General features: G+C 42.6%; 10 protein-coding genes. All 10 read left to right on the top strand.

The window, feature by feature from the left end:
- The first annotated feature begins 157 nt into the window (after nt 1-157).
- The 10 genes from K6V26_RS20640 to K6V26_RS20595 all read left to right on the top strand — a co-directional run bounded on the left by K6V26_RS20640 (nt 158) and on the right by K6V26_RS20595 (nt 15,040).
- Nucleotides 158-730, top strand: a complete 573-nt coding sequence (locus tag K6V26_RS20640; protein WP_129698682.1) for an RNA polymerase sigma factor — start codon at nt 158-160, stop codon at nt 728-730.
- Nucleotides 731-815: 85 nt separating this feature from the next.
- On the top strand, nt 816-1,823 hold the full coding sequence (locus tag K6V26_RS20635) for a FecR family protein (protein ID WP_010801415.1): 1,008 nt from the start codon (nt 816-818) through the stop codon (nt 1,821-1,823).
- Between the two features lie 512 nt (nt 1,824-2,335).
- The gene (locus K6V26_RS20630) at nt 2,336-5,467 is read left to right on the top strand and encodes a SusC/RagA family TonB-linked outer membrane protein (RefSeq protein ID WP_224263711.1); all 3,132 of its coding nucleotides are present in this window, start codon (nt 2,336-2,338) and stop codon (nt 5,465-5,467) included.
- Between the two features lie 12 nt (nt 5,468-5,479).
- Nucleotides 5,480-6,982 carry a RagB/SusD family nutrient uptake outer membrane protein gene (locus K6V26_RS20625; RefSeq protein ID WP_046145660.1) on the top strand — a complete coding sequence of 501 codons (1,503 nt, stop codon included), beginning with the start codon at nt 5,480-5,482 and terminating at the stop codon, nt 6,980-6,982.
- A gap of 83 nt (nt 6,983-7,065) precedes the next feature.
- Entirely contained in the window at nt 7,066-8,244 is a 1,179-nt protein-coding gene (locus K6V26_RS20620) for a sialidase family protein (RefSeq protein WP_195586129.1), read from the top strand.
- A 90-nt stretch (nt 8,245-8,334) separates the two neighbouring features.
- Nucleotides 8,335-10,620 carry a family 20 glycosylhydrolase gene (locus tag K6V26_RS20615; protein WP_195586130.1) on the top strand — a complete coding sequence of 762 codons (2,286 nt, stop codon included), beginning with the start codon at nt 8,335-8,337 and terminating at the stop codon, nt 10,618-10,620.
- A 15-nt stretch (nt 10,621-10,635) separates the two neighbouring features.
- On the top strand, nt 10,636-11,658 hold the full coding sequence (locus tag K6V26_RS20610; RefSeq protein WP_224263710.1) for a nucleoside hydrolase: 1,023 nt from the start codon (nt 10,636-10,638) through the stop codon (nt 11,656-11,658).
- Nucleotides 11,659-11,773: 115 nt separating this feature from the next.
- Entirely contained in the window at nt 11,774-12,922 is a 1,149-nt protein-coding gene (locus K6V26_RS20605; protein WP_224263709.1) for a Gfo/Idh/MocA family protein, read from the top strand.
- 285 nt (nt 12,923-13,207) lie between these two features.
- Nucleotides 13,208-13,762 (top strand): RNA polymerase sigma factor, encoded by a 555-nt coding sequence (locus K6V26_RS20600; protein WP_044215198.1) that lies wholly within the window; start codon nt 13,208-13,210, stop codon nt 13,760-13,762.
- 24 nt (nt 13,763-13,786) lie between these two features.
- Nucleotides 13,787-15,040 carry a FecR family protein gene (locus tag K6V26_RS20595; RefSeq protein WP_010801423.1) on the top strand — a complete coding sequence of 418 codons (1,254 nt, stop codon included), beginning with the start codon at nt 13,787-13,789 and terminating at the stop codon, nt 15,038-15,040.
- The last annotated feature ends 100 nt before the right edge of the window (nt 15,041-15,140 follow it).

Genomic DNA, 15,140 nt, shown 5'->3' with positions numbered 1-15,140 from the left:
GAAGAAAGGATATCTCACAGCATGGGGTATCCTTTTTTCATTTACATGCTTAAATTACTTTTTTACTGCCAGAAGAACATGCAATAAATTGATTTGCCGATGAATGAAGTTTATTATTTTATATATTTGTGACCGTTAATATGGAAATGGAGAAAGCATGCTAGAGGAAAGGAGATTATTAAAAGAGTTAATCGAAGGATCAGAGTTTAGTTTTAATGCTCTGTACAACCTATGGGCCTCCAGACTTTACCATTTTGCGTTCTCTTATTTGAAATCAGACAGTGCGGCGAAAGATGTCGTGCAGGAAACATTTGTAAAGATCTGGTCTAATAGAACGAGTATTAATCCGGATGCCTCTTTTAAGGCTTATTTATTTACTATCTCCTATCATTTTTTATTGAAAGAACTTCGTCGTCAGTTGAATCATCCGCAGATGGAGGATTACCTGGATTTTAAAAAAGAACTTATTTCGACTGATAACGTAGAAGCTAAATATGATTTCGACCTTTTTCTAAAAGAGTTGGAAGTTGCCAAGCAAAAACTGACACCCCGGCAAAGGGAGATATTTGTTTTGAATAAGGAATATAATCTTTCCGTTACAGAAATCGCTTCCCGGCTATCTATAACGGAGCAAGTGGTGCGTAACCAACTTTCAGCTGCATTGAAAGTGTTGCGCAACGAATTATCCAACTATTCCTATTTATTTATACTTTTCACGATTTATTTCTGAAAATATGTTTTATAGCATGCAGAAGCGTATGTTATAAATTTAACCTTTCAGGATATTACTCATAAACGAACGAAATTTCCAGCTTATGAGTACATCATTATATAGAAATTTGAAAGATTGGTTAACGAAATATCAGACTGAACAAATTAGTCGGAAAGAATTTCGTGAACTCAGGAAAGAAATCAATAATCATTCGGATGAGGAACTTTTCCCTGTATTGCTTGATAGTTGGAATAGTTGGGATAATAACGGAAGTTTATCGTCTGAAGATGCCCAAAGTTTATTGGTTCGTATCCGGCAGGAGATGAACATAATACCAGCTCCTAAAATTAGAAAATTTAACTGGCGACAAATTGCTGCGGCTATAGCATTTCTGATTATGGGAAGCTTGTCAGTTTATTTATATGTAGATAACCGTGAAATTACTCAGTTGGCGGACCGAATCATGGAAGTTAAAGTCGGAAAAGGAGAGCGGGTTTCAATTACTTTACCGGATGGAACAGCTGTAAAGCTTAATTCAGAGTCTATACTTTCTTATAAACAGGATTTTGGGAAAAAAGACCGGCGTGTATCTCTTTCTGGTGAAGGATATTTTGATGTACAAAAAGACGTGCAAAAGAAATTTGTAGTGAATACCGAATTTATGGATATTGAAGTAACGGGTACTTCGTTCAATGTATATGCTTATTCAAATAAGGATATATTGGAAATGGCATTAGTGCAGGGGAGTGTTACTGTTTCTTCTGTTCGTCCGCCTTTTGAGAGGCTGAATGTAGTTCCTAACGAGAAAGTCATTTATGATAAAAAAACGGGTACAATGAAGAAAATAACGACTTCGAATGTATTGGAAACTGCTTGGGTAAGTAAAGAACTGGTGTTCAGGTCGGAACCGATGGATGCAGTATTAAAGAGAATAGGGCGGAAATATGGTGTCTCTTTTGAAATTATGGATTCCTCACTTGTTAAGGATACCTATACCGGTGTGTTTGATAAGGAAGAGATTGAAGAGGTTATAGATATATTGAAAGTGCACTATGGTTTTGATTACAAAATAAAAGGGAATGAAGTTCAACTTTTTGCGACAAATAAATAGAGTGTTAACCTTAAAAAAATAAGCATTATGAAAACATAGGAAAGAGAAAAAATATCCGGAAAGCGGGCAGGCTCTCCGGATAAATCGTCGAATTCAGTTTCGCGAAGCTATGTGATGGCATAGCAGTAAAAAAACTAAAAGTCAACTTTAAATTTTTTATTATGAATGTTATTCAACACTTAATTAAGTTAAGACGTAAAAGTACGAATTTTTGTGTAACAAACTTGTTACTTGTACTAAGTTTTATCTTTTTAACAACTATACCAGCGAATGCGCAAACAGGTAATGTTAACCTGAAACTAAAGAATGTCACATTGCCTCGTCTTTTTCAAGAAATAGAAAAGCAATCAACTTACCGTTTTTCTTATCGGGATGCTGATCTTGTGGGAAAAGCCCCCGTTACAGTATCAGTGAAAGAACGGTCACTGAAAAGTGTTTTGACTGATATACTATCGAAACGAAATCTTCAATATCAGGTATCGGGTAATAAAATTTTGATAACTGTTTCTTCTGTGCAAACTCCGAAATCGACAGGAAAAAAAGAAGTTAGCGGAGTTGTTGTTGATGAAAGAGGCGAACCTGTTATCGGTGTCAATATTTCAGAGAAAGGAACGACTAACGGAACTATTACGGATATGGATGGTCGATTTTCTTTCAAAGTAGGCAATAACAGTAGTTTGCTAGTTTCCTATATCGGATATGACGGTCAGGAAATATCCGTTAGAGGGAAAAACCAGTTTAATATTACTCTAAAGGAAAATTCACAGGCTTTGGATGAAGTAGTCGTGATCGGATATGGTACGCAATCACGTGAATTGTTGACGACATCTGTTTCAAAGGTTGATAATAAGGTGTTGGAAAGCGTGCCTTATGGTAATCTGGCGTCTGCTTTGCAAGGATCGGTTTCCGGTGTGAGGGTGCAAAGTACTTCCGGACAACCCGGTGAAGCTCCCCGTATTGTTGTACGTGGCGGTACTTCTATTCAGAACCCGGACGGGGCTGCTCCTTTATATGTGGTCGACGGTATTACGCGCGACGACATCAATCATTTGTCAAGTAATGACATCGAGTCTATACAAGTATTGAAAGATGCTGCGTCTACTTCCATTTACGGAGCGAAAGGTTCGAACGGTGTTGTTATCGTAACGACTAAGTCGGCTAAGGCTGGTAAGGCTTCGGTTTCTTATTCATATGACTTTACCATATCAACGATAGGGAAGAAATATAAGATGGCGAATGCTAAAGATTATCTGACTATGCATCGTACGGGTATGATCATGCAGGATAAATTCCCGGATGCAAGCAGCGAATTAGGGATGGCACATGGTTATGGTACGGGAAATGATTTAACCAATCAAACAGCATTCACCACACAGTATTTGAATGATTCGAACCGACATAAACTGAATGAGGGTTGGCAAAGCATGCCGGATCCTGTAGATCCTTCTAAGACATTGATATTCCAAGATAATAAGACGTCGGATTTGGCTTATCGCACCGGCTTTTCACATAACCATCACGCCGAAGTGAGTGGTAGTTCCGAACGGGCAAAATTCCTGGCCGGTATAGGTTATCTGAAAAACGAAGGTACATTGCGTGCAACGGATTATAATCGTTTTTCTTTCAATATTAATGGCGAAGTAAAGGTATTGGATAATTTGAACGTTACGGGAAGAGTGTATTATTCCAATACAAGAACGCATTCATCGCCTTTCGGCACCGATGTTTCATTTTTCAGAAATGCTAGTTTAGCCCCGACTGCCAAGATTTATTTTGAGGATGGCTCGTATGCTCCCGGTGCGCAATGGGGGATGAGTAACCCGTTATATTCTATGTCGATTGCGAAATATACGGATAAATCGGAGAACTATACGTTGTCGTTGGGTGCGGATTGGACGATCTTGCCAGGGCTTTCCTTCAAACCTCAAATCGCCTTGTATAAAACGAATACCGATAAAAACCGTTTTATGCCGGCGTATTGGAATGGACCGAGTCAACAGATAAAAACGAGAGAGGCTTCTGCCTATCATACCGAATGGTCGCATTATCAGGCAGACGCTGTACTGGACTATACGAAGACGTTTTGGGAAGATCACAATTTGTCTGCCATGTTAGGATTGAATTACACGGAACGTATTATCGATTCGATCGAAGCTGCCGGTAGAGGCGGGGCTACGGATAATATTACGACTGTGAACGGTATTGCGGAAAGAACCAAGGCTTCAAGTTCGAGTACTATGCATAAGATGATGGGATATTTCGGACGAATTAATTACAATTACAAAAACAAATATCTGTTGACCTTTAGTGCCCGTTATGATGGCGCCTCTAACTTAGGACGTAATAACAGATACGGATTTTTCCCGGGAGTTTCGGGAGGTTGGCATATTGACCAGGAGAATTTTTATCCGGACGGACTGAAGAAAATCGTGAAAGCCAAATTGCGTGCCAGCTATGGTGTGAACGGTAATATCAACGGACTTGCCGATTGGGCCGCTGACGGTAATTATAGTGTGGGACAGACATTTTTCGGAAATCCTGCTATCCGTATCAGTATCCCGGCAAATAATGATGTGAAATGGGAACGCTCGAAGACATTCGATATCGGTGGTGATTTTAAATTCTTGAATGGCCGACTGAATATTACGGCTGATTATTTTAGAAGGAAGACCGATCATTTGATTACAATGCTTACGTTGCCGCCATCTACAGGTCTGGGGGAGGTTTATACTAATCTGGGAAGCCTCGAGAATAAAGGTGTAGAACTGGAAATCAATGCCGAAGTACTCCGTTTTGGGAAAGATGGCAGTTGGACGATCGGGTTTAACGCATCGAGGGTAAAGAACAAGATCTTGGAGTTACCGGAAAACGGTGTGGAAAACAATCGTATCGGAGGTGAATATGTATGGGATGCATCCAAAAAACAACATACCTGGCAAGGTGGCTTGCAGGAGGGAGGAACTATGGGGGATATGTTCGGATATAAACAATTGGGTGTTTATTCAACTGATGAAGAGGCAGCCAAAGCTCCGCAAGACATGCTTATAACTATTGAAGACAGAACAAAGTTCGGAGGTGATGTAAATTGGTTGGATGCAGACGGTGACGGTAAGATCGATTCGAAAGACCGGATATATATAGGAAATCAATATCCGAAATGGACGGGCGGTGTTTCCAGTAATTTGTCGTTCAGTGGTTTCGACTTCTATGTAAGGGCAGACTATACAGCCGGACATACGATTTATAACTGGGCGAGGATGTTTATGGATTACACGTTGTTCGGAAGCAACAATATGACGCAGGATGTTGTAAAATACTCCTGGAAAAAGCAAGGAGATGTAACGGATTATCCTCGTTTTTACAGAGGTAATTTTACTCAGTGTAATGCAACGGGAGCAAGACCCGGATCGATGTATTACGAAAAGGGTAATTTCCTGTGTTTCCGTGAGGTGACTCTTTCTTATTCTTTCTTGCCTGAGATATTTAAAAAAGCGAGAATCAGTAATGTACGTGTATCCGTAACAGGTAGCAACCTTTTGTATATTACAAGTTATAAGGGGCTGAACCCTGAAGATGGAGGAACCGATAACGGGCGCTATGCAATGCCTAGAAACGTGACTTTTTCAGCTAATCTTACATTTTAAAAACATGACGTTATGAAAAATAGAATCAGAATAATTAGAAACGCAATAATAGCCGTCTTGTTTACTTCGTTAGTAAGTTGTGATGTGCTGGATGTAGAACTACCGAGTGTAATCAGTGGCAATTCATTTTGGAAAACAGAAGAAGATATCAAGGCTGCAATTCAGGGAATGTATACTCACTTGAGAGAAGTTGACGAAGAATTGTTTTTATTGGGCGAATCCCGTGCCGAGACAACTGGTTTGAATGCAGCAGGTAGTGCCGGTGGGTATGATATTTATTTTAATAATACGCTTACCTCCGCAACGGTCGGGGCTGAGTGGAAAACCTTCTATTCGTTAATCAATTCGTGTAACTTGATTATCAAATATGCGGAAGGTGTCAATTTTAATTCCCAGGCAGATAAAAACTATTATTTGGCACAAGCTTATGTGATGAGAGCCTGGGCCTACTATGTAATGGTCCGCTCTTGGGGAGACTTGATTATCCGTACCGAACCGGTTGAGGGTACAGACCCTAAAGTGCTTTACAAAGAGAGATCGTCTGTCGCAGAAGTATTCACACTTATCAAAAGTGATATCGATAAATCGATTGAACTCTTTGCCGACCATCCGAATAGCGGCGCGCCTGCCAGTGGAAGAATCTATTGGAATAAACCAGCGGCAAATGCTTTAAAAGGTGATGTTTATCTTTGGACGGGAAAACGGCTGAATGGAGGGGAAAAGGATTTCACAATTGCTTTGAATGCTTTGAAGGAAGTTAAGCAACCGGGAGTTGATTTGATCGCTGATTTCGGTAAAATATTTGATGTAAGCAATAAGTTCAACTCGGAACTTCTATTTTGTGCTCATTATCAGAAAGACGAAAGAAATCATAACTTCTATTGGCATACTTGGATCATCCAGGCAGGCGTTCCGGGAAATATCGATGATGAAACCAGAAATATGCTTTTCCCGACAGGCGGCGGTCAGGCGCTTACTTGCCCCACGAAATTGTTGGTCGACTCGTATGATCCCGATGATACCCGAAAGGCAGGCACATTGTATGAAATATATACCTATGACGAAGCTGGCAACCGGGAATATTATCAAAGCGTGTGTATGAAGGGGAAAGGACTGGTTGAATCCGGACACAGATACTTTATGAGCCATGTTATTCTTTACCGCTATGCTGATGTTCTCCTGATGATGGCAGAAGCGAAAAATGCCTTAGACATGGATCCTTCCGATGAAATCAACCAGATAAGAAAAAGAGCATATGGAGAAAACTTCGACAAACATGTCTTTGTCAACGGTTCAAAAGAATATAATGATGAAGTGATTCTGAAAGAACGCTTGTTGGAGTTTGCCTTTGAATGTAAAAGATGGTGGGATTTATTACGTTTTGACAAAGCGTTCGATTTGGTTCCGTCTCTTCAGAATAAGAAAGGAAAAGATTATCTGAAATTATTCCCTATCAGCGATAATTTGATGAGTAAAGAACCCATGGTAAAACAAAACCCGGGATACGATAACTGACCAATAATAGTAAAATTCTCAAAGAAAAATTGAGTACAAAATTTTATTATTGAAGTCTATAATACAAAACAAATACTAAAAAAATGAGAATATTTTTGATAATACTCTTTGCTTTCTCCTGCTTTTCAGGCAATATACTGGCAAAAGAGTTGAACAAACAGCCGGGAGTACGAAAAATAAAAGATGTGGTTGTATACGACGACCCGCAGTTTTACGTAGCATTTCCTTCTGTTGTAAAAAGCGGTGATGATTATCTGGTCGCCTTCCGCCGTGCCCCTAACAGGGTTATGTTGAAAGAGCCGTACCCGACACATACCGATTTGAATAGTTACTTAGTAATGGTCCGTTCCAAAGATGGTGAAACCTGGACAAAAAATCCCGAATTAATTTATGCACATCCTTTTGGAGGATCCCAGGACCCCTGTCTGTTGACACTGAGAGACGGAACGTTGCTTTGTACGAGCTACGGTTGGACACATCTCCGGGAAGATGCCATTGCCCAGTTGGAGCAACCTGTCTACCACGAAGGAGGCTGGGTTGCTTTGGGCGGATATATCATGCGTTCTTTGGATAACGGCAAGACATGGGAAGGTCCCATTTATCCCACCCCTGTGAAAGGCGGAATCTATAAAGACCCGATGGGAAACCCCATATCCTCCTATAACAGAGGTGCCCTGTATGAAGGTAAAAGCGGAAGAATCTTTTGGGTAGTGGCTGCTATGGATGATTACCCGCTTACAAAAACCTCCAACCATCTGCTTTATTCGGACGACAAAGGGCTGACCTGGCAATACGCAAGTATCGTGGCAACTCATGAGAAATTCATATTCAATGAAGCTTCTGTTTATGAGACACCTAAAGGAGATATAGTCGCATTCATACGTACCGAGAACCCGGAAACACGTGCCTGCATCGCTCGTTCTACAGACGGTGGAAAAACGTTTAAATGGCAACCGATGGGTTTTTACGGACACCCGCTGGCGGCTGTAAGGCTACCGGACGACCGCGTGTTTCTGACATACGGTTACCGGGAGAAACCCTGTGGCGTACGGGCCCGGATTTTAAATGCAGAATGTACAGACTTTGCAACCGCAGAGGAAATCATACTTCGTGATGATAACGGACCCGGTACAGACGTGGGCTATTCATGGCCGGTTGTGCTAGATAATAACAAAGTACTGGTCGTTTACTATATAACCAAAGACGACGGTCAGCGCTATATCGGGGGTACGATCCTGGAAGTAGACCCAAAGAAAAAATAGCATATTGATTTTCTGCTTAAAATAAGAGGGGGAGAGGTCGACAGACCTCCCTCCGCTTTATAACTCCTAACATGTAAGATATAACTCAAAATGAAAAGATACTTCGTATATCTGTTTTTTTATTCTTTCATATCCTGCCATCTTTCTGTGGAAGATAAAGTGTACAATTCCGGAATACATATCATACCGGAACCCTTACAGCTGGAAGTTCGACAAGGCGTCTTTCCTGTCAGCAACTCGACCACTTTATCATTGGAAAATGGTGATTGGGAAAAAGAAGCCTCTATATTAATGAATAAGCTGGAAGAAGCAAGCGGATATAAACTCTCTTTTTCGGATAACTCTTCCAATAATTGCATTAGGTTCAAAACGAATGAAAACCTGGGAGAAGAAGGATACGAAATAGAAGTAGACGACCGGCAAATATCACTTTCGGCCGCCACAGAAAAGGGTATGTTTTATGCCATACAAACATTCTTCCAACTCTTACCGGCAGAAATCGAAAGTGCGAAACCATTGAAAATGAAACTATCTGTTCCTGCTGTTAAAATTGCAGACCATCCACGGTTCAGTTACAGAGGAGTGATGATAGACGTGAGCCGCCATTTCTTTACCGTGGAAGAACTGAAAAAACAGATATCCGTGATGGCCATGCTTAAACTGAACCGCCTGCATTTGCATCTGACGGATAATCAGGGATGGCGTATAGCTATCGATAAGTATCCGCAACTGGTTGAATATTCTGCCGTACAGGAAACATATAATGAAGAGTTATACGGTCCTTGCTATTATACAAAAGAAGATATAAAAGAACTGGTAGCCTATGCCGACCGTCATCATATAGAGGTGATACCCGAGATAGAGTTCCCGGGACACAGTTTGTCGGCCCTGGTTCCTTTCCCCGGATTGTCATGTAGTGGCGGACCTTTTAAAAGTGAACAGGTCTTTGGCTATGAAGAGAATGTCTTTTGTGTAGGCAACGACTCCGTATTCACTTTTATGGAAAATGTATTGACGGAAATAGCTGAACTATTTCCAGCCCGCTATTTACACATCGGGGGAGACGAATGTGTTAAGAGATATTGGCAAACATGTCCCCGTTGCCAGGCATTAGCCAAAAGGCTGAACCTCCGCCCAACTCCGGAGCACTCGGTGGAAGAACAATTGCAAAGCTATGCCATCAAACGGATGGAGCGTTTTATCTCCGGTACGTTGGGTAAACGCATGATCGGTTGGGAAGAAATTCTGGAAGGCGGATTGCCTGAAGATGCAACCGTAATGAGCTGGAAAGGCACCGAATGCGGAGCCAAGGCAGCAGCCACAGGCCACGACGTTGTTATGGCTTCCATGGCCGACGGTCTCTACCTATGTGCTGCACAAGGCGCCGATGAAGTAGAACCGGCTGCTATGGGCGGACAATCTTACCTGAAAGACGTATACGATTTCGAGCCGCTTCCAAAAGAGTTGGCTCCCGACAAAAGAAAACATGTAATCGGTACCCAAGCATGCTTATGGAGCGAATGGACGCCCTCCGGAGAACTGTTGGAATACATGCTCTATCCCCGAACCATGGCTTTGGCGGAAACAGCCTGGACAACACCCGAAAAGAAAAACTGGGACGACTTCCTGCGCCGTCTGGAAAACATGCAGGTCCGTTTGGATTTGAAAGGCATCAATTACCACATTCCGCTTCCGGAAGGAGAATTGACGACCAACAAAGTCTTTACCGGAGATTCTGTCGTGTTGCAATTTAAAAACAGCCGTTCCCTGCCTATGGTCTATACGACAGACGGATCAACTCCCGACATGCATGCTCCCTCTTTGCCGGAGCGGTTAGTACTGCACCAGCCTTGTACACTCAAAGTCTGTACAAAGACTGCAAGCGGCAAACTCAGTCCGATACGTACCATAAACGTTGACAAGCAAACACCCAGACCCGCAGTCGACGGTATCTGCAACGGACGAATCCACCTCCGGCTGGCAAACGGCCTTTTTAAGGATCATAACGACTTTGCAAAAGCAGTATACGAAACAGATACGATAATAAACTCTTTTGCTGCATATAATAACAATAAATTCGATTTCAAAACCCCCGGACTGGCATGCTATTCCGGCGAAATCGAAGTACCGGAGACGGGTATTTACACTTTTAAATCGAACGCGGATGAGTTGTGGATTGCACAAAGACTAGTAATCTGTAATCCCACCTCTTCCCGCTTTTATGAGCAGAAGACGCAGATCGCCCTCGAAAAAGGTATTCATTCTTTCGACCTCGTGTTTTCCAACCGCTTGAAAGAAGGATTTGCCACCTGCTGGTACCCAATCGATTTTCAATACCTTCCGCCTTCCGGTGGCGAGTGGATAAAAAGCAATTAAAATTTTGTATAAACCATGAAGCACATATATAAACTATTGTTGGCAACTATCCTGTTGGGAAGTTGCCAAACCGACGGAAGCCAGACGGATTTGAATATAAACAGAAATCCGGACGAACTCTTCCTGAATACAACTCCCCATAAAAAAATGATCGTCGACGTTGATATGTGTACCGATGTAGACGACGCTTGTGCCCTGCGGATCGCAACAGCACTCGACGACGACGGCATCATTGACCTGCAAGGAGTAGCCTTTTCCGTAAACGGACCCAATAACCTCGATGCCCTGCGCGGTTTTCTCCTTCACGAAGGCAAGCCCGATGTATTGATAGGAAAAAGCGCGGTAGCCAACCCGCCTGAAGAATCACCCTACTGGGATCTGATGGCCGAATATAGCGATGGTAAGGTGGATGCCTACGAAGCTGTAAAAATGTACCGCAAAATACTCGCCGAAAGCGATACCCCAGTCGATATCGTTACAACCGGCTACACCACCAACATCGAGTGCCTGCTGAAAAGTGAACCTGACGAATACTCCGAGCTTACGGGCCAGGAACTCGTCAAAAGAAAATGCGGACAACTCTACGTCGTAGGCGCAACCTATCCGGAAGGGCGTTGCAACAACATCTGGTTTGCCCCCGCAGCCCGTACGGCGGCAGATTATATCAGCAAGAATTGGCCCTATCCGATACTCTTTTTCACCAACAATGTAGGCGGATTGCTCGTATGCGGCGCCGGCTTGCAACAGGTAGACACCGAACGCAAAGACATCGTAACCCGTGCCTTATACGCCTTCGGAACCGATACCGGACGGCTTGCCTGGGACCCTTTCGGCGTATGGTGTGCCGGATATGCCTGTGGTAAAATCAACCGGCTGGGCTTCAAACGAGTAAATATATTCATTGATACCGAAACGGGGCGCAATACATTTACCGATGCAACCGATGGAAAGCATTACGTCATCTATCCGCTATGCAATAACAAAAACTATTATAATGCCATGATGGATCACCTGTTAATTAAAAAAGCCAAACTTTAATTGCTGACCGAATTATTTAATACCCATTTAAAACACATTTTTTAATACATAAAAGAATATGGAAAAGATAAACAGACGACAGTTCATAAGCCAGTTCGGACTGGCCACAGCAGCCATGTGCGTTTCGCCACGCTTCGCATTTGCCAAGCCACTCGCTTCGGATAAGAAAATCCGTCTGGGCGTAGTTGGAGGCAACTTCGGTTTAGGTTTTTTCTTCCACGAACATCCCAACTGCATCGTTGAAGCTGTGAGCGATCTGGACACCCAACGGAGAAACAAACTGATGGAAGTCTACCAATGTAAAAAATCATACGAATCGCTGGAGAAACTGCTCCGCGACCCCAAAGTCGAAGCCGTAGCCCTTTTCACTCCGGCACCCGACCATGTGCGCCACACAATCCAATGCCTCGAGGCCGGCAAACACGTGCTCTGCGCCGTTCCGGCCGCCATGAACGAAGAAGAATGCCATCAGTTGTTTGAAGCCGTGAAACGTTCCGGACTCACGTACATGATGGCCGAAACAACCACCTACCGCGAAGAAACCATGATGGCACAGGAATTCTATCGCGCAGGCAAGTTCGGAAACATCTTCAGCAGTGCGGCCCAGTACTATCATCCCGGCCTGGAAACCTTGTATTTCGACGACAACAAGAAACCGACCTGGCGGCATGGCCTTCCACCGATGCTATACCCTACGCATGTTACCTCTTTCCTGATCGCCGTTACCGGCGAAAGACTCGTAAGCGTAGCCTGCAACGGTTGGGGCGACGGAAGCCCGCTTTTGAACAACAACCCTTATGGTAACCCTTTCTGGAATGAGACTGCACTCTTCCGTACCGACAAGGGCAACTCCTTCATGGGCGAAGTATGCTGGCGAGGTGCGCTGGTAGGCGTTGAAAGAGGCCAGTGGCATGGCGACAAAATGAGTTACTATTCCGAATATAAAGGCCTGGGCTCGCATCAGGTAGTCTCCAGCGAAATGCAGGGCAAAGACGAAGGCGGTTTCGTTGTCGACGAACCCGAAATGCACTTTGTCGAAATGAAACCCTTCTGGAAGACCGGCTTGCCCGGAAAGATCAGCCATATCAGTGGACACGGCAACTCGCATTGTTTCATTACCCACGAGTTCATCAGCTCGCTTGTGGAAAACCGCAAGCCCGGGGTCGATGTACATGAAGCGCTGGCTTACACCATCCCTGGTATCATTGCCCACAAATCGGCCATGCACGACGGCGAGTTATTGAAGATACCGGTATTCGATTAAACATTTATACATGTATAAAATATACCATGACTAATACATTTTTACATTTTTTTTCATGCTATAGAATTGTGTGATAACCAATGCAGCCGGTCTGTGACAGATCGGCTGCATTCTTGTATGTTCTGCCTTCAGTGATGTTCCACTTGTAAGGAATGGCGTAATATAGGTAGTTCCCCGACTAATTCTCCTTCTTGGAAATAAAATTTGAAAAATTTCAGTAAGAAATTGAGTACAATTTTTTAATATTAAAGTCTGTATAATAAATAAAGGAAAATGAGCGACCAGATGCACATAGATAGTCTATGGAAGCGCTTTCTTAAAGGCGACGACCGAGCATATACAGAGTTGTACAACCTGTATATAGACGACTTGTTCGCCTACGGCATGCACTTTACCACCAACCGCGAGTCGGTTAAAGATTGTATTCAGGAGGTTTTTATCTCTCTATATAAAGATCGTTCCAAACAAAGGAAAGTAAATAATATAAAAAGTTACCTTTTTGTATCGTTGAAAAACGAACTGTTCGATCTGTTCAAAAAAAGTGTTGAATATTATCAGATAGAGACAATAGAACCTGTTTTTCAAACGGAATATTCCGTAGAAGACCAGTTTCTGAAAAATGAGACTGCTAGTAATAATGTTGCCAGGGTGAAAAAACTTTTGCAGGTCTTGTCGCCCAAGCAAAACGAAGTGATCTATTATCGCTATGTAGAAGAGATGTCGTACGATGAAATAGGAGAACTGATGCACATGAACAATCAATCTGTACGTAACCTGGTTCATCGCTCTATCCTGAAGATAAGAGAACTCATGCATAATGATATATTTGTTCGTTTTTGATAAATTGATTATTGGATTAACAAGATGGAGAAGAAATATAAGAAATATACAGTAGATGAATTATTGCAGGATGATTATTTCATATCATCTATCTTGCATCCTACACAGGAGAGCCGCGAGTTTTGGGATTTTCTGATACAAAGTGGCAACTTGTCGGCACAGGATTTTGAAGAAGCGGCTTTTTTTATCGAGGTAGTACACTCTCCTAAAGAAAAACTCCTTCGTAAAGAAAAAGAAGCATTGTGGAGTAAAATAGAAATAGAAAATAAAAGTTCTCTGAAGAAAAAAATACGGACGCTTTATGCCGCCTGCTTCTCGGCCGTGGCATGTGTATTTATTTTGTTGGGTGTATCGCTCTATTTCTTTTATGAAAGCAACCGGCAGGGAGATAATATGATTGATATGATTGCCGCTTTCAAAAAAGAGAAGAATGTACAGCCCGGATCAGACATTTGCCTGGTGTTGTCGGACAACAAACAAATGAGATTTGAAGAAGACAATACAGATGTCAAATACGACGATAAAGGACAAATCAAGGTCAATTCCCAAACGGTAATGGAGGGAAATAAGGATAAAAAGGCAGTTGGCGATAAAAAAGAAAAAGAGGCGACAGTTACCTATAACCAGTTAATCGTACCTAAAGGCAAACATTCCACCTTGTTGCTGTCTGACGGCACCAAACTTTGGGTGAATGCCGGATCGCATGTCATATTTCCCGTCTCGTTCAAAGGCGATAAGAGGGAGATTTATGTAGATGGCGAAGTCTTTCTCGACGTAACCCGCAACGAAGGCAATCCCTTTGTTGTGAAAACAGACCGGATGGCTGTCGAGGTGTTGGGAACCTCCTTTAATGTCAAGTCGTATGGTCATGAAGAGACGGATGATGTCGTATTGGTGACAGGTTCCGTACATGTCCGCACGGAAGCAGGCCGGAAAGCCGAGTTGATTCCTAATCAACGGTTCCGGTGTACATCGGCCGGCGATGTGGATATTCAGACTGTAGATGTATATGATTATATATCCTGGAAAGATGGTTTGTTGCAATATAAAAAAGAACGTCTATCCGTCATATTGCAGCGATTGTCGGATTATTATGGAAAACCGATCCAATGGGAACCGGAATTGGAACGCCTGACTTGCTCGGGTAAACTGGATTTGAAGGATGATATGGAAAAAGTCTTGAACGGATTAACCAAGATGATTCCCGTAAAGTTCGTGAAACAAGATGATTGCTATTATTTTAGCGTAACCCCCTTAAACAGCAAGCCTATGGAGTAATGAGTATAAAAAACCGGATAACATACCCCTACATTATCCGGCATAATTCAAATTGAAAATTTCACAGAGTATCAACTTAAATCAATACAAATGTATGATA

This window comes from Parabacteroides goldsteinii, from assembly GCF_020091425.1.
Lineage (GTDB): Bacteria > Bacteroidota > Bacteroidia > Bacteroidales > Tannerellaceae > Parabacteroides > Parabacteroides goldsteinii.
The sequence above is the reverse complement of the archived record's forward strand: the minus strand, read 5'-3'. Positions and strand labels throughout refer to the sequence as shown.

Excerpts from the sequence above, each read along its gene's own strand:
- K6V26_RS20640 (WP_129698682.1), top strand. The coding sequence starts at position 158 with ATGCTAGAGGAAAGGAGATTATTAAAAGAGTTAATCGAAGGATCAGAG.
- K6V26_RS20635 (WP_010801415.1), top strand. The coding sequence starts at position 816 with ATGAGTACATCATTATATAGAAATTTGAAAGATTGGTTAACGAAATAT.
- K6V26_RS20625 (WP_046145660.1), top strand. The coding sequence starts at position 5,480 with ATGAAAAATAGAATCAGAATAATTAGAAACGCAATAATAGCCGTCTTG.
- K6V26_RS20620 (WP_195586129.1), top strand. The coding sequence starts at position 7,066 with ATGAGAATATTTTTGATAATACTCTTTGCTTTCTCCTGCTTTTCAGGC.
- K6V26_RS20615 (WP_195586130.1), top strand. The coding sequence starts at position 8,335 with ATGAAAAGATACTTCGTATATCTGTTTTTTTATTCTTTCATATCCTGC.
- K6V26_RS20610 (WP_224263710.1), top strand. The coding sequence starts at position 10,636 with ATGAAGCACATATATAAACTATTGTTGGCAACTATCCTGTTGGGAAGT.
- K6V26_RS20605 (WP_224263709.1), top strand. The coding sequence starts at position 11,774 with ATGTGCGTTTCGCCACGCTTCGCATTTGCCAAGCCACTCGCTTCGGAT.
- K6V26_RS20600 (WP_044215198.1), top strand. The coding sequence starts at position 13,208 with ATGCACATAGATAGTCTATGGAAGCGCTTTCTTAAAGGCGACGACCGA.
- K6V26_RS20595 (WP_010801423.1), top strand. The coding sequence starts at position 13,787 with ATGGAGAAGAAATATAAGAAATATACAGTAGATGAATTATTGCAGGAT.